Here is an 18,057-nt window from a genome sequence, read left to right on the forward strand (position 1 = left end):
CTGTTATTACTTCTCTACTTCATAAGTGATCTGGTGCTTAAATGATCCGGTGTATTCTTGGCAGGCGTTTACCGTAATACGGAGCACTTTATCGTAGACGAAAGTCAGAGAAGATCCGCCCTGTACAGTAGTGACAACCTGGTCATAACCTTTTCGGAAGATAGTCACGATGATTGCGTCCGTACTAAAGTTTTCAATTGTTCCAGCAATTGTAACTGGTAGAGAGTCCGGCTGAGTGTCATAGATCGTGTTGTATGGTGTATATTTGTTTCCGGCAAAGGGTGCACAGTTTTCAAACAGCATCAGTACGTGTTTGTCAGGGTGCGGACGTTTAGGACAGTGACAGTCACATTTTCCAATTGAACCAAGTGGCTGTTTATGGTGGTTTTTACAAGTCATTCTTTTCACCTCCTGATAATAGAATATGAAATTAATAGAGTTCGGACAGGGCTTCTGTTAAAAGAGGCGAAACACTATGAGAAACAATCTAGGGAAACGAACTATTTATCTATACGGCAGGCAGGTATATTGTGTCTAATGTCTTATATAAGAAAAAAGACATGAGTAATATATCACATAAAATTTATTGGAAAAATAAGAAAATCAACTCTAGGAAAATATCCTTAAATGTCTGAATATTATATATGTTCGATATTTTTAAAATATGGAAGGAGTGGATGATAAAAGTTTCACTGTAAAACATTTGAAAGGGGAAAAAGGATGAAAAAGAGATCGGCAAAATCACTCATTTCAACATTGGTGCTGCTTTTATTATTATCAGCATTCGGCATGGGGGCCGGAGCGAATCAGGCGCCAAAAGATGCAGACAGCCTCGCTCAGCTTAAAGGAGACTTTAACTTTCAGTCCGGTAAAGAGACAACAGTTATTGTTGAATTAGAAGAGCCTTCCATTGCAGAAGCAAAGTCAAAAGGCGTATCACAATCAAAAGGAAACCTGAAAAACAAACGCGCGGCAGTTAAGTCTGATGTGCTTGATAAAATTTCAGGAGCAGAAGTTCATAAAGAATACGATACGGTATTTTCAGGATTCTCTTTAGAGCTATCTGAAAAGGATGTACCGGCTTTACTATCTGTTGAAGGTGTTAAAGCAGTCTATCCAAACGTTACATACACAGCATCGGTGGTTGATGAAGCAACACCGGTTTCACAGGATGACCTGAAAGCTGAAATGTTCGACAGCGCACCGTTTATCGGTTCTGACGAAGCATGGGCTGAAGGGTTTACCGGTGAAGGTGTTACGGTTGCTGTCATTGATACTGGTGTAGATTACACTCACCCGGATCTTGCGCATGCATTTGGCGAATACAAGGGTTATGACTTTGTAGACAATGATGAAGATCCACAGGAAACACCAGCTGGAGACCCTCGTGGTGCATCAACGCTTCACGGATCTCACGTAGCTGGAACGGTTGCTGCTAACGGCGCAATCAAGGGTGTGGCACCTGATGCTACGCTTCTTGCATACCGCGTGCTTGGACCTGGCGGAAGCGGTTCAACTGAAAATGTAGTAGCAGGTATTGAAAGGTCTGTCCAGGACGGAGCAGACATTATGAACCTTTCATTAGGTAATTCTTTGAATGCACCTGACTGGGCAACTTCTATCGCACTTGACTGGGCAATGGAAGAAGGCGTAGTTGCAGTTACGTCTAACGGAAACAGTGGTCCAAACAACTGGACTGTCGGTTCACCTGGTACATCACGTGAAGCGATCTCAGTTGGCGCAACACAGCTTCCTTACAACTTATTTACTGCATCAGTAGATACTGCTGGAGATGCAGAATATCCATCAGCTAAAGTGATGGGCTTCCCATCTGATGAAGCGATCCTTGGATTAGATGGACAGGAGTTAGAGTTTGTATATGTTGGACTTGGTGGTCCGGCTGACTTTGAAGGTAAAAATCTTGAAGGTAAAATTGCGCTGATTCAGCGTGGGGCCTATCCATTTGTTGAAAAATCGGATAATGCAAAAGCTGCGGGTGCAGTCGGCGCAATTATCTTTAACAACGTTGAAGGCGAGCAGCCTGATATTCCGGGCATTTCTCTTCCAACGATTAAAATGAGTAATGCAGATGGACAGAAAATGCTTGCGGAGCTTGAAGCAGGAAATAACACGGTTACATTTAACACAGCATTTGATCGTGAAGTAGGCGAGTCAATGGCTGGATTCTCATCTCGAGGACCAGTAGTAGACACATGGATGATCAAGCCTGACGTATCAGCACCTGGTGTGAATATCGTCAGCACAATCCCAACTCATAACCCGGCAGCGCCACACGGCTATGCAGCACTTCAGGGTACAAGTATGGCAGCACCGCACGTAGCGGGAGCAGCAGCACTAGTCCTTCAGGCGAACCCTGACTGGTCAGTAGATGACGTTAAGGCAGCACTGATGAACACAGCTGCTGAAGTGATTGACCCGACAACTGGTGAACCATATGCACATAACTCTCAGGGAGCAGGAAGCATCCGTGTCGCTGATGCGATTGCAACTGATATCCTTGTAGGAAATGGCAGCCATTCATTTGGTAAGTTCGTTAAGTCAAATGGTAAACAGGTTGAGAAGAACCACTTTGAAGTGAAGAACCTTTCTGACAAGAGAGTGGACTATTCGTTTGATGTAGACTTTGGTGAAAACAACAATGCAATCAAAGTTATGGCAAGCGGTAATACAAAAGTAAATGCGAACAGCTCTAAGAAAGTAAACCTGAACGTTCAGGTTGATGCTTCTAAGCTTGACGCTGGTTATTATGAAGGCAGCATTACGGTATCAAACGGTGAGCAGACAGTAGACGTACCAACAATCCTATTTGTAGGCGAACCGGATTATCCTCGTGTAACAAGCATGGGTGTCTATCAGGATGGTGATGCATTCACGATTGAAGGATACTTCCCAGGTGGTGCAGAGACAGTGGAACTGTTTGTTTATACATCAAATGAAGCTGGTGCGCCAGTAGCTTACCTTGGTGACATTTCGGTAGTTGAGAATGTAGAACCAGGATTCCAGGCATTTGCATGGGATGGTAAAGTAAATGGAGAGAAGCTTGAGGCAGGTAAGTACTATAATGTATATGCTTATGCAACGTTAAAAGGCAAAACAGACCTTGCAGGAACAAACTTCCAGGTTCAATAAGAATGTTAAAAAGCGCGTCAGAGTCCAAACTTTAACGCGCTTTTCTTAATAATTGGTCCATGCCCTATCATACATCTCGAGCAAAATCGGATCAATTAATGTATTAGGCTGATAGTCAAAAGCATTTCCACGGTTATCTGTGATATCACGGTCAATATCTTTCCCAAAAGTCCTTAAACTTTGTAAGGTTTCTTCATTTAAAAACTCAGTCTCAACATTGAAAGTCATGTCATCCAAAACCCCTGAATCCTCACGTTCTGCAAAAACGAAGCCCCAGTCACCGAAGCTCGGTACATCCACATGAAGATTCTCAGCATGCAGCCCGGTTTCTCTGACTGTATGATCGATTGTCCAGTATACTTCAGTTGCAAAAGTCGGACTCGTCGCCTGAATCATCATCGCTCCGCCTGGTACAAGGGAGTTGCGGAGCAGCTGGTAAAACTGAAGTGTATACAGCTTATTAAGTGACTCATTATTCGGATCAGGCAGATCAACGATAATTACATCGTAAAATTCGTTACTCTGTTCCATAAAGGAAAATGCATCTTCATGATGAACCGTTACACGGGGATCACTAAAAGAATCTTCATTTAGCTGAAGCAGATCATAATTCGTCTCTGCAAGATCAACTACTGCAGGATCGAGATCTACTAAATCTACTGATTCAACCTCATTATATTTCCAGAGCTCACGTAGAACGAGTCCATCACCGCCACCGAGCACCAGCACATTTTCAGGTGAATCAGCGGCTTCAACGGCAGGGAGGACGAGTGTTTCGTGATAACGGTATTCATCTGTTGAGCTCATCTGAAGCTGACCATCTAAAAACAGTCTGACATCACCGCGCTCTTTTGTAAGAATAATCTGCTGATAATCTGTCTGTTCATGATAGATGATCGGGTCGCGGTACAATTTCTGTTCAAAAGAAAAGGCCATTTCCTCGCCCCAGAAAATACCGGAAAAGAGAACAAGGAAAAATCCAATGCCTGCCGTAAGGTGAAGTCTGAACCGCTTAATTTCTTTTCTGAAATAAAAGAGAACCCACAGCGCAACTGCCACGTTAATTAAACCTACCAGAAACGCTGATTTTACAAGGCCGAATTCAGGACGCAGGAAAAACACGAAGAGTAATCCTCCAATTAGTCCACCCGCATAATCTGAGAATAAAACACGTGCTGTACTTTTACGTAACGTAACACCGATCTCATTGGCTTTTCTGATTAAGATAGGGAGTTCAATACCTGTTAATCCACCAACAATTAATGTAATCGTATATAGAAATATTGCATCAGTGCCATCTGGTAAAAAGGCTGTGACCCCGAAGAATAGAAAAGTAGAGAATCCTCCGATGATTCCGATTGCATATTCGATCCAGATAAAAGAGGGGATCAGATTGCGGGTAACACGTTCACTGATTGAAGCACCAATACCCATTCCAGTTAAAAAAAGTGAGATGGTGAGCGTATATTGCTTCACACCATCTCCCAGAATATAAGAGCCTGCAGCTCCAAATAATACTTCAAATATAATCCCGCATATCGAAACGATTCCTGAAGCCCAGTAGATCGCCTTACTCTGTTTGATGCCCAGATCATTCGTCGTCTTCATGGTGAAGCTCCTAACCGTTTTAATTATGTAATTGAAGCACCAATTACAAATGCAAGTCCAACTGACACACCAAAGCTGATAATGCCGACTGCCAGGTTACCTTTTTGAAGCTGTTCTTCAACAGAGAATTTACGTGTGAATGCTTCGAAAAGTAAATAACCAATCATCTGTAATACTACGCCAAGTCCGCCCCAGACGAGTGTTTCCCATACTGCAAAGCTGTGATAGATCGCAAAAGCAAGAATAATACTGATACCGATAATCTTACCGCTGATCGATAATGCCACTGCTTTATTTCCTGCAAGGATTTCATCCCAGTCCTTATATTTCGTTGTAATCAGTTCAAATACTGCAACCCCAATCAGGATGACGACAATTGCAATTGCAAAATACATAATCGTTAATAAAAATGGTTCCATTTCATTTGCTCCTCTCAGAATGAGTATTATTTTCCAGATCCAATCCCGCCACCACGGTTACTTGAACTGCGAATGGTTGGTGTAGAATTTTTACCTACATAAGAACCTGCTGAATTATAGCCGCCATAACAACGCTCAGGGTTCAGGTTACACTGTCTGTTGCGCGAGTCATACCAGTTGTTACCAAATAGATTTGAGATCAGACTTGCAAGCAGATAACCTTCAAAGAAGCTTGGACCATAGTTGTTACGGGCAAATTCTTCTTCTGCAACTTCAATCATCGTGTTGCCCGGATCATCTTCTGACTCAGTCAGTGTCACAAACACATTATCAAAGATGAAAATCTGTTTTCCGTTATTGATGTCACTCATTTCATCAGGAGTTTCATGGTTTTGAAGCTCATCAGAAACTGAGGCGAGATCTGTATTGTCCGCCTGATAAATTCGCGCATATCGGTCGCTGTTCTCTGCGCTTTCTACTGTATCGTATAAGGTATATGTAGTGCTGATATAATCTTCAATGCCATCCTTAAAAATAGAGCCGCCACTGTTTCCGCATGCAGCAATAAACAGCATGACAGTAATAATCATGACTGACATGATCGATCGTTTCATATTCTCACCGTCCTTTCCGGGTGAATTTATATCCGTATGACACCAAAAGAAGGGCCATGGTGACAAATACTGTCACACCGGCCCTGGCTTTATTACTCTTTACCCATTTTCTTTTTCAGAGCAGCAAGCTCATCATCAACGCTATTATCAAGCGCATCGAATTCGTCATCGAGGCTGCGATTAGACTGGCGAAGGTCTTCGCTTGTTTCCGCTTCCGCCTCAAACTGCATCACTTTTTCTTCCATACGTTCGAAACCGCCGCGTGAAGCATCATTATTGATACCTGAAAGTGTGCGATTCATCTTTGTGCGTGTTTTTGCTGATTCTGCACGTGCTTTCAGTGAATCTTTTTTCAGTTTCATTTCGTTATATTCTTTCTTCATTTCATCAAGCTTTGTTCTAAGACCTGCAACATCCTCTTTCGCTCTTGCATATGAATCCTCAAGAGAAGCAGCCTGGTCTGCGTGGTTCTTTTTATCTTCAAGCGCGCGGCGTGCAAGGTCTTCATTGCCTGATTCAATTGCTTTCATAGCCTGCTCTTCACGCTTTTTCATCATGCTTTCTGCGTCTTCAACCTTCTTTTGAAGCATTTTTTCGCTGGCGATCTGCTTTGCAACTGCAGTTTCAACTTCGCGGATATCAGCTTCCATTTCACGCATAAACTGATCAAGCATTTTTACCGGATCTTCAGCCTTATCCAGCATTGAATTTAATTCTGAACCTACAACTGTTTTAACGCGTTTAAAAAATTGAAACATTTGTCATTCCTCCAGTTAAATTAGTGTGATCCTGCAATAATTTTTAGTTCATATTCTTCTATACTATATCCTGTACTTGCTTCTACATCGCCGCCCCAGATCTCAACTGACAGCGCCTTTTCATCATCTTCATCATAGTATTCAGCGTATTTGCATTTTACGCCGTCCACATTTTGACTTCTGCCTTCGCCCTTAACGATTGCTGAGCCGGTTTCATCAAGGTAATACATTGTACCCTCATACTCAACTTCTTTAGGCAGAGGCTCCTGAAGCTTCAGTGTAGACTTCTTGTAAATACCCAGCTCAAGCTCATCATCCATTTCCACGCCAAGCCAGATTACTTCCTGCACACCCTGAAGCTGATAGGCAGACCATTTAAAGCCATGGTCATTGTATGATAGCTTGCCGACTACTTCATAATCCTGAAGATCATATGTGACAATGTCACCGACTTTCAGGTTATGAACGGTTCTGTCCGTAACTTCCGGACGCGAATCTGTTTTACCGCCAAACAGCCGCTTAAAAAAGCTCATCTGTTCATCATCCTTTTTTATACGTCTTTCCTGTTACAATACCTTATACGTGAGAAAAGATAAAAGGTTTCATCTGAATAAAATAATTAAAACTTTTTTATTTGTTCAATCTTCTAATATATAGATAGAGAATTAAAGGGGGAGACAGATGGATCTTGAGAAAATCGCATCTGATGCCATCAGCGGAGATGAAGATGCATTTGTCGTGCTGATGAAAACATATAAAACGGACTTATATAGAACAGCCTATGCTTATCTGAAAAATGAACATGATGCAATTGAAGCTGTTCAAGAGACTGCTTACCGGGCTTACAAATCAATTCAAACACTAAAGCAGCCTGCTTATGCTAAAAGCTGGATGGTTAGAATCATCATCAATGTCTGTCAGGATGAGCTGAAAAAGAAGAAAAGAATCACTACACAACTTTTTCGAGAATTTGAAATAACTTCTGAAGATAAAGATTCTTTTATTGAAACAGCCGAAGCACTTGAAAGTTTAGATCCGGAAGCTAGAGAGTTGATCCAGATGAAGTATTTTCAGGATATGACCATTACACAGGTAGCACATGCACTAAATATGCCTGAAGGAACTGTTAAAACAAAGCTCTATAAGACACTAGCGAGCCTTAAACGGTGGTTTGAGAAGGGGGAGCATACCCGTGTATCAAAATGAAGAAGATAAATTAAAAGATTATCAGAGGAAAATTGATCAGCAGCCTGTGCCGGAAATAGAGCTGGATGATGCAATTTTAAAAGGTATCAAAAAAGCAAAGTTGAAAAATAAACCCAATCCTACTAAATGGCTTATACCACTAGCTGTTGCAGCAGTAATGGTGCTCTCGTTTGTTATGACAGTAAGAGTATCTTCTGTGATGGCTGGACATATTGCAACCATCCCGGGAATGGATAGAATTGTAGAATTAATCCGTCATGATAGAGGTCTTCAATCAGCAGTTGAAAATGATTATATGGAAGCGATCGGTGTCAGCCGTTCCAGAGACGGTGTGGTCATCACCGTGGACTCTGTTATACAGGATGAGCAGGGGCTCGTCATATTTTACACAGTGGAACTTCCTGAACCGGTAAGAGATCCATTTTTTGCAGTGAGTGACTTACTTGACGAAAAGGGTGAAAGTGTAGATGCATCTTATTCAACAGGTTCTGATCTGGATGCAGACCCTGAAAGTACAGTTCTTACAGGATCAGCTAACTTCTTCTTCGAAGATGGTTATTCTCCGGGAAGAGAGCTGACTGTGGTTTTCGGTGACAGGCAAAATCAACATGTGTTTGAAGGTGAAATAGAAATCCCGATTACTTTATCCACTGAAAAAGCAGAAACTGAAACGTATCAGCTTAACAGAACCGTCAGTATCGAAGGTCAGGCACTCTTGATTAATGAAGTGAATATTTCGCCAATCAGAGCCAGTGTCGAACTGATTCCTGATCCTTCCAATGACAAGAAAATCCTGACTTATGAAGCGATGAAGATGACTGATGAGAGCGGGGATGAGTGGAAGCAATCAGCAAACGGACTTACCTCGACCGGTAATGCTGAGGCAAGAACGGTTTATTTTGAAAGCAGCTATTTTGATATGCCTGAAGAACTTTCACTAATTATTGGAAGAGTGCAGACAGTTGACCGGGAACATGAAACTGTGACCGTTGATACTGACACAGGGAAAGTGATTTCAGCACCGGATGATTCGGGTATCACCTTTACATCTATTGATCGCCTTGGGCTTGAGCTTGAGATAAACAGACCAGACTTTGGATATAGTTTATTTAGTGAGGCATCGGATGCTGAGGGGAAAACAGTTCCTATCCCATCAGCAGGATACCGTTCATATGATGGGATATCAATGATGGACTTTTCATTTGAAAATAGCAGTTATAAAAACCCATTGACTCTTGAGTTTGAGTTTTATCCGGAATGGATTGAATCTGATGAAGTGATTCGTATCTATGATTGACCCAGGTGTTCTAATGTTTTGAGGGGAGAATATAGAGAGAGTTTCATAGGTGATTCAGTGATATGGTAATTGAAAGTGGAGGTGTTTGAGATTAATTGGCTCATCGCCTGAGTTATTTGTATCAACTTCCGTAATGATTGAACGTACTGACAATCTCTGTAAAGTAAGTATGATTCGTCACTTGAATACTTCAATAATGTAAAGGCCGGGACAATTTAATTGTCCCGGCCTTTAGTTCATCTATGATATTTTCGACTGCTCATTTTCCTGGTCGTATGATTCTTCGTCTGCTAGCCTGTCTTCACTTTCAAAGTCAGGTTCATCTGAGTATAGAGCTTTACCTTTATCATCTTCAACACGAGGTTCCTCGTATATTTCAAATGCCTTTTCATCCGGAAGCTCAAACTTTGCAATCAAGTCCTGCAGTTCTTCTGCCATACCTGTCAGAGCAGTGGCAGAGGATGTGACTTCTTCCATGGAAGCGAGTGTCTGCTGGGCAGTAGCGCTTACGCTTGCAGAGTGATCATTTGTATCTTTGGCAATGCCGGTCATGCTGCTGACAGTTTCCGTCACTTCATCTGATTTTGCTGCGATGGTCTGGGCTGTTTCATTCATCTGCTCAATCTGCGTAGTCATCTGTTCAACGGATCCGACAATCAACTGGAACTTTTCGCGCGTTTCCTGTGCCGCATGGATGCCGCGTTTAACCTCTGCTTTTACAACATTCATTGTTTCAACAGATCTTGATGAATCTTTTTGCATTTCACTAATCAGATCATTGATTTTATGAGTGGAGCCTGCGGATTGTTCTGCAAGCTTTCTGACCTCATCAGCTACGACTGCAAAACCTTTTCCATGTTCACCTGCACGTGCAGCTTCAATCGCTGCATTTAGCGCAAGAAGGTTTGTCTGATCAGCAATGCCTCGGATAACATCTAAAATAGAGCCGATCTCATCTGTACGTGAAGACAGGTTCTGAATCGCCTGGTCGGATTCACCAACGCGATGGCTGATTGATTCCATGTTTTGAACCGTATTTTCCACCAATGTGCCACCTTCATTTGCATGAGAAAGGGATTCAGTTGAATAGTTTTCAATGACATTTGCACTTTCAGCAATCGTCTGAATGCCGACTGTTACGTTCTTTAGTGACTCAACGCTTCTGTCAGCAGCAGATACCTGATTTTCAGATCCTCTGGAGATTTCTTCAATCGAGCCTGCCGTTTGTTCTGTCGCTTTCGATGTCTGTTCAGCATTGGCAGAAAGCTCTTCAGATGAAGCGGCGACTTGTGCAGAGTTCATTGAAATCTGCTGAATTAAATTTTTCAGATTATCCTGCATCGCAATAAATGAATGCTGCAGTTTTGCGATTTCATCCTTACCCTTCATTGGAACAGGCTGATCAGTCAGGTTACCGGCAGCTACGCGTTCAGCCATCGCAGTCATAGACTTGAGCGGCTTAGTGATGCGGGATGTCAGAATGACCCCAAGCAGGATCGCAATGATAAAGGCTGCCCCCATCATGATGGTAGAAAGTGTCCGTGCCTGTGCAATAGACTCATTGGATTCGAGCAGGGTAGATGATATATCTTCATTGATCCGGTCAATCATGTCGTTCGCTTCACCTGCAAGCTGATTGGCAAGCGGTGTCATCGTACCGGTTGCTCTGACTCTGGCAATATCCGGATTCGCTTCGAATAATGGAAGCAGGTCTTCTCCAATTGTCAGCATTTCGGTATTTTTATTGTCAATGGACGAGAGAAGTTGAAGAGACGTTTCGTCAGTGATCAATGATTTAATCCGCTCGCTGATTGCAGCAGTTTCTGCGTTGAGTTCATAGAACGTATCAAGATAAATGGATTGAGAGGATAATAAAAACCCTCTATATGTACTGTTTTGTTCATGAACCGTGCTTTCAAGTTCAAGTATGGCAGCTCTGGCTTCAAAAAGTGATTCAGTGACATTTTCAAATGTCTGGCTCATTGCCCTCATATTGATATAAGAATAAACGCCTGATGCTGCAAAAATTAATGCAACGATCAGAAAGGCAGATACCAGCTTTTGACCTACGGACCCCTTCATCATGTCATCCTTCCTTCATTTATATAGGTATAAAGTATTGATCATTTCATCATAATCTTATGTGAATATGTATTTCGAGTCAAGAAAAGATTTTGACGATTCTTGAAATTTAGATCATATAGTCTGAATGTTTAATTGAAATAAGATAAAGGCTTGTCTGGAGCATGTTAGCTGAGGAGGGTGGAAGCTATACTGAACCTGGTACGTGGTATAAGAAGTTGGTTGAGTGCACTGAACTCCGCATTGAGTACTGTGAAACACAGATTGACTGCACTGCCCGCCGCATTGGGTGCTGTGAAACACAGATTGAGTGCACTATCCGCCGAATCGAGTGCAGTGAAAATCAGATTGAGTGCACTGCCCCCAAATTGAGTGCCACGAAGCGTCAATTCACCTCCCATGATGCGCATGACTGGGCCATTGACCTAAATCTCCAGCACAGAAGGTCATATCCACATAAAAAGCAGAAATCCTGTTCAGGATTTCTGCTCAAATGATTAATATATTTATTCTTCCTTTGCGTCCTGCCAGTGCTCACTGCAGAATGATTTCACTGTGTTGATTTCTTCATCTTCAAGCTCGAAGTCTAATACCTGGCCGTCACTGCTTTTGATCAGGTCATACTTCATTAGCTGCTCTTCACCGTCTTCTACTTTGTATAACGCTTTAATGCTGACATCTCCATCCTGGAAAAGTTCATCCTCTTCATCTTTTGCAAGTTCAAGCATGAATTCAAAACGGTCTCCTGTCAGAATACCGAATGTGTCATTTATCTTTTCAACTGTGTAAGAAGTTATGTTCATATATATATCCACCTTTCATGTGTTATTGTTTCAGTATACATCAAAGTGGTAATGGTATGTACGAAAGGGAAAAATGAGGAGGGTTATAAATGAATTTAAATGCTAAAAAGGTAATTGCACTCGTAAGCGATGATTTTGAGGATCTGGAGCTTTGGTACCCCGTGATGCGTCTGAGAGAAGAAGGGGTAGTTGTTCATCTTGTCGGAGAGAAAAATGGACATGAATATATAGGGAAGTATGGCGTTCCTGCAGTCAGTGACTATGCTTTTCATGAAATCAATGTAGAAGAATATGATGGCATTTTAGTTCCTGGTGGATGGTCGCCGGATAAATTAAGACGCTATAAAGAAGTCATTGAAATGGTTCAGCACATGAATCAGCATAAAAAATTAATTGGTCAGATCTGTCATGCAGGCTGGGTATTGATTTCAGCTGATATCTTAAAAGGCGTTAACGTGACAAGTACGCCCGGAATTAAAGATGATATGACAAATGCAGGAGCAATCTGGCATGATGAAGCTGTTGTGACGGATGGACATATTATTTCGAGCAGAAGACCGCCTGATTTACCGTCTTATGGACATGCACTTGTAAAAGCATTAAGTTAAATTGAGTCACAAAAACACCTGTTTGGTTTGTAAAAACCATCCGGGTGTTTTTTGTATGTAAAATGCTTCACAAGCGTAATTCAATTTACTTTTTGATATAATTTAACTATTGTCCGATTTAAAGGAGTGAGTACGTGGATTTTACGGTAGACGGTTTGATTTTCTTAATGGCTGCCATGCTGATTATAGGGGTAGCCGCTACAAAGTTTTCTTCACGTTTGGGAATGCCCTCTCTGGTTCTTTTCTTACTCGCTGGTATGCTTCTCAGCGAATTTATCTACTTTGAAAATACTGAATTTGTTCAGCTTGTTGGTATATTAGCTCTTATTATTATTCTATTTGAAGGTGGTACGCAAACCAGCTGGCAGAGTATCAGGCCGGTTCTTGGTGCGTCTACCTCGCTTGCAACCGCCGGTGTTTTAGTCACATCCGGGATTGTCGGTGTAGCCGCGGTATGGATTTTAGAGTTGTCATGGCTTGAAGGTTTATTACTCGGTGCGATTGTTGGTTCAACAGATGCTGCAGCTGTATTCTCTGTTTTGGGTACAAAGAATATAAAAGCAAAATTGACTTCTACGCTCGAAGCCGAATCTGGTACGAATGATCCGATGGCTGTATTTCTGACGGTGATGTTTATCGAGCTGATTCAGCTGCCTGATACAGGTGTCTGGTCAATGATATCAGGATTTATGATTCAGATGTCTGTCGGTTTGATCCTCGGATTACTGCTTGGCAGATTAACTGTATTTGCAATCACAAACATTAACCTGGACGCATCAGGTTTGTACCCGGTACTGGCCTTATCATTTGCGATCTTTACATATGCAGGCACAACTTTTATAGGCGGAAGCGGCTTATTGGCTGTCTATGTGATGGCTGTAGTTGTTGGTAATTATGAAATTCCATATCGTCATTCAATCCTGAGATTTAATGAAGGATTTGCATGGATGATGCAGATTGTCATGTTTATCATGCTTGGGCTGCTTGTTTTTCCGGAACAGCTGCTTGAAGTAATTTGGCAGGGTATGCTGTTGTCTCTTATTTTGATGCTCATTGCCCGGCCAGTCGGAGTGTTTTTAAGTATGATTGGGATGAAATACAACGGGAAAGAGAAGCTTTTTATTTCCTGGGCAGGCTTAAAAGGCGCTGTTCCGATCGTATTGGCAACTTATCCGATTGTTGCCGGTGTTGAAAATGCGATGCTGATCTTTAATACAGTTTTCTTCGTCGTCCTGACTTCAGCGCTGATCCAGGGAGGGACGCTCTCATGGCTTGGCAATAAGCTTGGTCTGGCGGGCGATGAAAAACCGCAAAGTCCATACAGTCTGGAGTTAATCGCCCTTGGTAAAACGGAATCTGAAATGGTTGAATTAACAATACCAAAAGATTCAGCAGTTGCCGGAATGAAACTGGCAGATATTACATTACCGAAATATACACTGATTACTGCTGTGATCAGAAAAGAAAAGATACTCACACCCACAGGGGTTACGAAATTAAAAGAAGGGGACACCCTTTATGTCCTGACGAAAAAGAAAACACGTGATCTCGTTAAGGTCCGTTTTTATCAGAAGAAATGGACAGCTGAAGAAAAAGAGGAAGTATCGGAACCTGTTAATAGTGAAACGAAAGAGTCAGGCTCATAAGCCCGGCTCTTTTTTGATGAGATTTTCTGAAAATCATGAAGTAGAGTCCGGTGTTCGATTACCTGAAATGCCGATTCTAATCTTCAGCCTGTTAAGCGTGCAGCTGTTTCAATTTACACCGGTCGGCATAGCGGATAATCAATTAATGGCACAGGTGGCCGAGTCATCACCCACCGCTGAACCAATTAACAACAGACAGCTAAATCTCTCTGAAAAGTGGCAAAATTATGGTACAGTACGTATAGGTATTTCGAGTCTCAAATGGTCTGGAAGGAAGAATGCTTATGACAAAAATCACTTCATTTTTAACACCTTATAAAATCGCGATTATCATTGCACTTTTACTCATGCTGACAGAGCTTGCTGTAGAGCTGGTTCAGCCTTTAATTATTTCTTATATTATCGACCAGGGAATTCTTCAAAATGATTTGTCTGCTGTCATGATGTGGGGGGCAGTTCTTGTCGGCTGTTCACTCGCCGCGTTTGCAGCAGGGGTGACGAATTCATTTTATTCTTCACATGTCAGTCAGAGCTTCGGCTTTGATATCAGGGAAGCATTGTATAAGAAAGTGCAGGATTTCTCTTTTTCAAACTTCAGTGTTTTTCCAACATCTTCACTCATTACAAGGCTGACAAATGATGTCACGATGCTCCAGAATACAGTATTTATGAGTCTCAGGATCATGATGCGTGCGCCACTTCTCGTGATTGGAAGTGTCATTATGGCGCTGCTTGTTAATCCAATGCTTGCGCTGGTGCTTGTGATCTCTGTGCCGGTTCTTATCTTGTTTTTAATTATCGTTATGAGTAAAGCAGGAAATCTGTTCAAGTCCGTTCAGGAGCGTCTTGACCACGTGAATAATGTCATGCAGGAAAACTTAATTGGCATTCGACTGATCAAAGCCTTCTTAAGAGGGAAGCATGAGATGAAAAGATTTCGTCAGTCAAGTGAGCAGCTGATGGACAAGACCGTTTCAGCACTTCGCCTGATTGAAGTGACAATGCCGGTTATACTGCTTTTAATGAATATCAGCATACTCGTGATTCTCTGGTTTGGAACTGTGGAAGTGAATACAGGTGGAGCGAGTGTCGGTGAAGTAGTAGCTATTGTGAATTATGCGACCAGAATGACTGGCGCACTTTCGATTGTCACAATGATTATCATGGTTTTCTCGCGTGCAAAAGCTTCAAGCACAAGAATCGGTGATGTACTGAACACAGATATCGACCTGTATGATCAGTCATCCAGCAAAAACTTTACAATGAAAAATGGTGAGGTCTCATTTGAACATGTGAGTTTTACATATCCTGAGACTTCAATGAAAGTGATTGATGATTTGTCATTCGCGGTGAAAGCTGGTGAAAGAGTCTCGGTGCTTGGAGGGACGGGTTCAGGAAAATCAACGATCTTTCAGCTGATTCCGCGACTTTATGATGTCAATGAAGGAACGATCAGAATTGATGGACAGCCGATCAGTGAAATCACGTTAAAAAACCTGAGAAACCAGATTGGTTTTGTCCCTCAGGAAGCGATGCTCTTTACCGGCACGATTCAGGAAAATATTAAGTGGGGAAATGAACACGCCACTTTTGAAGAGGTGCAGGAGGCAGCAAGGCGCGCTCAGATTCACGATACAGTGATGAGCCTGCCAAAGCAGTATGACACCATTCTCGGTCAAAAGGGTGTGAACCTATCGGGTGGACAGAAACAGCGATTGTCTATCGCACGTGCGCTGGTTAAAAAACCTGTTATTTTATTACTGGATGACAGTACAAGTGCACTTGATATGAAGACAGAGGCAAGATTGCTGCAGGCGCTAGAAGAGCTGTCCTGCACAACGATTATGATTACACAGAAGATTAGTACGACGATGGCATCAGACAGAATTCTGCTAATCGAGGATGGAAAGCTGCTGGATGAAGGTCATCATGATGAGCTTGTGAAAACCTCTGAGCTGTACAGGAAAATTGTTGAATCTCAGGCAGGAAGGGAGGCATTGCCATATGCTGAATGAAATCAGACGCCCTTTTCAATATAAAAGAAGATCCCTTGAGGAAATTGAAGAAGCCGGAGCCGGTGCCAAAAAACGAAAAGCAGATGACTTTTCAGGTACAGTGAAAAAGATCTGGCATTATTTATCAATGAATAAAGTAAAGCTTTATCTTGTGCTCCTGATGGTGCTGATCAGTTCTGCAATGGCACTCCTTGGTCCCTTTCTGGTCGGAATGGCAATTGATGATTACATTGTGTCAGGAGATACAGACGGGCTGCTGCAGCTGATCTGGGTACTGGGAGCAGTATATATCATTTATTCGGTGTCTATGTGGTTCCAGGCAATGTGGATGGTCAGAATTGCGCAGCAAACCGTATTTACAATGAGAACGCAGCTGTTTAATCACCTTCAGAAGCTGCCCATTCCTTTTTTTGATAAAAGGCAGCATGGCGAATTAATGAGCCGTGTGACAAATGATATGGAAAATGTCAGTTCGACACTGAACAGTTCAGTGATACAGATTGTCTCGAGTGTACTGACATTGATTGGAACAGTAGGGGTCATGCTTTATTTGAGTCCGCTGCTTACGCTGATTACCGTTCTCGTCATACCGGCCATGGTTTTCGGCTTGAAATGGATTACCAAAAGAACGGGTAGACTGTTTAAAGAACAGCAGCGCAACCTGGGTGAAATAAATGGCTATATTCAGGAAACGCTGTCAGGTCAGAGAATCATTAAAACTTTTTCGCAGGAAGAACGTGTCATTCAACAGTTTGAGGAGAAAAATGAAAAGCTGAGGCTCGCAGGTTTTTGGGCACAGACATTTTCAGGGTTTATCCCGAAGCTGATGAACTTCCTGAATAACCTGAGCTTTGCAGTCATCGCGCTGGTTGGCGGGATACTTGCGTTAAATGGTTATATTACAATCGGTGTGATTGTGATTTTTGTAGAGTATTCAAGACAGTTCACAAGGCCGTTGAACGACCTTGCTAACCAGTTTAATACGTTATTATCTGCAGTTGCTGGAGCTGAGCGGGTATTTGACATTATGAATGAAAGTGAAGAAAGAAAAGATGAAAAGAATGCCCGGGACCTTAAAAAGCTTGAAGGACAAGTTGCATTTGATAATGTGGCTTTCTCTTATGAAGAGGATGAGCCAATTTTAAAAGGCGTTTCATTTAAAGCCTTGCCGGGCGAAACGATCGCTCTGGTTGGTCCTACAGGCGCCGGAAAAACAACGATTATTAATCTTCTTTCGCGCTTTTATAACCCGACCGGTGGAAGGGTGATGATCGACGGGATAGACCTCACTGATATCAGAAGATCAAGTCTGAGAAGTCATATGGCTTTTGTTCTTCAGGATTCAATTCTTTTTCAGGGGACAATCCGGGAAAATATTCGATATGGAAAATTGACTGCATCAGATCAGGAAGTTGAAAAAGCAGCTGCAATGGCGAATGCCGACAGTTTTATTAGAAAAATGCCTGATGGTTACGATACCGTGTTGAAGGCAGACGGTGAAGGAATCAGTCAGGGACAGCGACAGCTTCTTGCAATCGCAAGAGCGATGCTTGCGGATCCTGATCTGTTAATTCTTGATGAAGCGACTTCAAGCATTGATACCGTGACAGAAATAAAAATTCAGGAAGCGCTGGAAGTACTGATGAAGGGTCGAACGAGCTTCGTCATTGCACACAGACTGAATACGATTCAAAGCGCTGATCAGATTCTGGTGCTGAATAACGGTCAGCTGATTGAAAGAGGGAATCACGAGGACCTTCTGAAGCAAAATGGTTTTTATGCAGATCTGCAGAAAAACCAGCTGAAAGAACAGCTGCTCAGTTAGCGTGTGTGAAGAGACATGGACAAAAT

15 protein-coding genes are annotated in these 18,057 nt (G+C 42.3%); 7 read left to right on the plus strand and 8 right to left on the minus strand.

The genetic code is table 11. The features are described 5' to 3' along the window. Positions 1-6: 6 nt before the first annotated feature. On the minus strand, positions 7-399 hold the full coding sequence (locus DH10bf12_RS09380) for an S-Ena type endospore appendage (protein WP_471735065.1): 393 nt from the start codon (positions 397-399) through the stop codon (positions 7-9). Between the two features lie 321 nt (positions 400-720). Between DH10bf12_RS09380 and DH10bf12_RS09385 the strand changes: the two genes are divergently transcribed. Continuing rightward, positions 721-3,150: a S8 family serine peptidase gene (locus DH10bf12_RS09385; RefSeq protein WP_471735066.1), complete on the plus strand. Its 2,430-nt coding sequence runs from the start codon at positions 721-723 to the stop codon at positions 3,148-3,150. Positions 3,151-3,195: 45 nt separating this feature from the next. Here the strand turns inward: DH10bf12_RS09385 and DH10bf12_RS09390 are convergent, their stop codons facing one another. The 5 genes from DH10bf12_RS09390 to DH10bf12_RS09410 all read right to left on the minus strand — a co-directional run bounded on the left by DH10bf12_RS09390 (position 3,196) and on the right by DH10bf12_RS09410 (position 7,082). Continuing rightward, positions 3,196-4,758 (minus strand): polyamine aminopropyltransferase, encoded by a 1,563-nt coding sequence (locus DH10bf12_RS09390; protein WP_471735067.1) that lies wholly within the window; start codon positions 4,756-4,758, stop codon positions 3,196-3,198. Between the two features lie 23 nt (positions 4,759-4,781). Beyond that, positions 4,782-5,177, minus strand: coding sequence for a DUF350 domain-containing protein (locus DH10bf12_RS09395; protein WP_471735068.1), 396 nt, complete (start codon positions 5,175-5,177; stop codon positions 4,782-4,784). Between the two features lie 26 nt (positions 5,178-5,203). Further along, positions 5,204-5,791: a DUF4247 domain-containing protein gene (locus tag DH10bf12_RS09400; protein ID WP_471735069.1), complete on the minus strand. Its 588-nt coding sequence runs from the start codon at positions 5,789-5,791 to the stop codon at positions 5,204-5,206. A gap of 92 nt (positions 5,792-5,883) precedes the next feature. Next, positions 5,884-6,549 carry a PspA/IM30 family protein gene (locus tag DH10bf12_RS09405; RefSeq protein ID WP_039807952.1) on the minus strand — a complete coding sequence of 222 codons (666 nt, stop codon included), beginning with the start codon at positions 6,547-6,549 and terminating at the stop codon, positions 5,884-5,886. A 20-nt stretch (positions 6,550-6,569) separates the two neighbouring features. Continuing rightward, complete coding sequence (locus tag DH10bf12_RS09410; RefSeq protein ID WP_471735070.1) at positions 6,570-7,082, minus strand: DUF4178 domain-containing protein; 513 nt, start codon at positions 7,080-7,082, stop codon at positions 6,570-6,572. 148 nt (positions 7,083-7,230) lie between these two features. Here DH10bf12_RS09410 and DH10bf12_RS09415 point away from each other — a divergent pair, with 148 nt between their 5' ends. Both DH10bf12_RS09415 and DH10bf12_RS09420 read left to right on the plus strand, forming a co-directional pair. Further along, positions 7,231-7,755, plus strand: a complete 525-nt coding sequence (locus tag DH10bf12_RS09415) for a sigma-70 family RNA polymerase sigma factor (protein ID WP_471735071.1) — start codon at positions 7,231-7,233, stop codon at positions 7,753-7,755. After that, entirely contained in the window at positions 7,742-9,052 is a 1,311-nt protein-coding gene (locus tag DH10bf12_RS09420) for a DUF4179 domain-containing protein (RefSeq protein ID WP_471735072.1), read from the plus strand. Before DH10bf12_RS09415 ends, DH10bf12_RS09420 begins: the two co-directional genes overlap by 14 nt. A gap of 240 nt (positions 9,053-9,292) precedes the next feature. On the opposite strand, the gene DH10bf12_RS09425 is transcribed toward DH10bf12_RS09420, so the two are convergent. Both DH10bf12_RS09425 and DH10bf12_RS09430 read right to left on the minus strand, forming a co-directional pair. After that, positions 9,293-11,137 carry a methyl-accepting chemotaxis protein gene (locus DH10bf12_RS09425; protein ID WP_471735073.1) on the minus strand — a complete coding sequence of 615 codons (1,845 nt, stop codon included), beginning with the start codon at positions 11,135-11,137 and terminating at the stop codon, positions 9,293-9,295. 503 nt (positions 11,138-11,640) lie between these two features. Continuing rightward, positions 11,641-11,937, minus strand: a complete 297-nt coding sequence (locus DH10bf12_RS09430) for a DUF6509 family protein (protein WP_471735074.1) — start codon at positions 11,935-11,937, stop codon at positions 11,641-11,643. A gap of 89 nt (positions 11,938-12,026) precedes the next feature. Here DH10bf12_RS09430 and DH10bf12_RS09435 point away from each other — a divergent pair, with 89 nt between their 5' ends. The 4 genes from DH10bf12_RS09435 (at position 12,027) to DH10bf12_RS09450 (ending at position 18,031) form a co-directional block, all read left to right on the plus strand. Continuing rightward, positions 12,027-12,545 (plus strand): type 1 glutamine amidotransferase domain-containing protein, encoded by a 519-nt coding sequence (locus DH10bf12_RS09435; protein ID WP_471735075.1) that lies wholly within the window; start codon positions 12,027-12,029, stop codon positions 12,543-12,545. A 134-nt stretch (positions 12,546-12,679) separates the two neighbouring features. Further along, on the plus strand, positions 12,680-14,191 hold the full coding sequence (locus tag DH10bf12_RS09440) for a potassium/proton antiporter (RefSeq protein WP_471735076.1): 1,512 nt from the start codon (positions 12,680-12,682) through the stop codon (positions 14,189-14,191). A 284-nt stretch (positions 14,192-14,475) separates the two neighbouring features. Beyond that, on the plus strand, positions 14,476-16,206 hold the full coding sequence (locus tag DH10bf12_RS09445) for an ABC transporter ATP-binding protein (protein WP_471735077.1): 1,731 nt from the start codon (positions 14,476-14,478) through the stop codon (positions 16,204-16,206). Next, on the plus strand, positions 16,196-18,031 hold the full coding sequence (locus tag DH10bf12_RS09450) for an ABC transporter ATP-binding protein (protein WP_471735078.1): 1,836 nt from the start codon (positions 16,196-16,198) through the stop codon (positions 18,029-18,031). Before DH10bf12_RS09445 ends, DH10bf12_RS09450 begins: the two co-directional genes overlap by 11 nt. Positions 18,032-18,057: the final 26 nt, after the last annotated feature.

The organism is Jeotgalibacillus sp. 10bf12, from assembly GCF_055597105.1.

Excerpts from the sequence above, each read along its gene's own strand:
- DH10bf12_RS09380 (WP_471735065.1), bottom strand. The coding sequence starts at position 399 with ATGACTTGTAAAAACCACCATAAACAGCCACTTGGTTCAATTGGAAAA.
- DH10bf12_RS09385 (WP_471735066.1), top strand. The coding sequence starts at position 721 with ATGAAAAAGAGATCGGCAAAATCACTCATTTCAACATTGGTGCTGCTT.
- DH10bf12_RS09390 (WP_471735067.1), bottom strand. The coding sequence starts at position 4,758 with ATGAAGACGACGAATGATCTGGGCATCAAACAGAGTAAGGCGATCTAC.
- DH10bf12_RS09395 (WP_471735068.1), bottom strand. The coding sequence starts at position 5,177 with ATGGAACCATTTTTATTAACGATTATGTATTTTGCAATTGCAATTGTC.
- DH10bf12_RS09400 (WP_471735069.1), bottom strand. The coding sequence starts at position 5,791 with ATGAAACGATCGATCATGTCAGTCATGATTATTACTGTCATGCTGTTT.
- DH10bf12_RS09405 (WP_039807952.1), bottom strand. The coding sequence starts at position 6,549 with ATGTTTCAATTTTTTAAACGCGTTAAAACAGTTGTAGGTTCAGAATTA.
- DH10bf12_RS09410 (WP_471735070.1), bottom strand. The coding sequence starts at position 7,082 with ATGAGCTTTTTTAAGCGGCTGTTTGGCGGTAAAACAGATTCGCGTCCG.
- DH10bf12_RS09415 (WP_471735071.1), top strand. The coding sequence starts at position 7,231 with ATGGATCTTGAGAAAATCGCATCTGATGCCATCAGCGGAGATGAAGAT.
- DH10bf12_RS09425 (WP_471735073.1), bottom strand. The coding sequence starts at position 11,137 with ATGATGAAGGGGTCCGTAGGTCAAAAGCTGGTATCTGCCTTTCTGATC.
- DH10bf12_RS09430 (WP_471735074.1), bottom strand. The coding sequence starts at position 11,937 with ATGAACATAACTTCTTACACAGTTGAAAAGATAAATGACACATTCGGT.
- DH10bf12_RS09435 (WP_471735075.1), top strand. The coding sequence starts at position 12,027 with ATGAATTTAAATGCTAAAAAGGTAATTGCACTCGTAAGCGATGATTTT.
- DH10bf12_RS09445 (WP_471735077.1), top strand. The coding sequence starts at position 14,476 with ATGACAAAAATCACTTCATTTTTAACACCTTATAAAATCGCGATTATC.
- DH10bf12_RS09450 (WP_471735078.1), top strand. The coding sequence starts at position 16,196 with ATGCTGAATGAAATCAGACGCCCTTTTCAATATAAAAGAAGATCCCTT.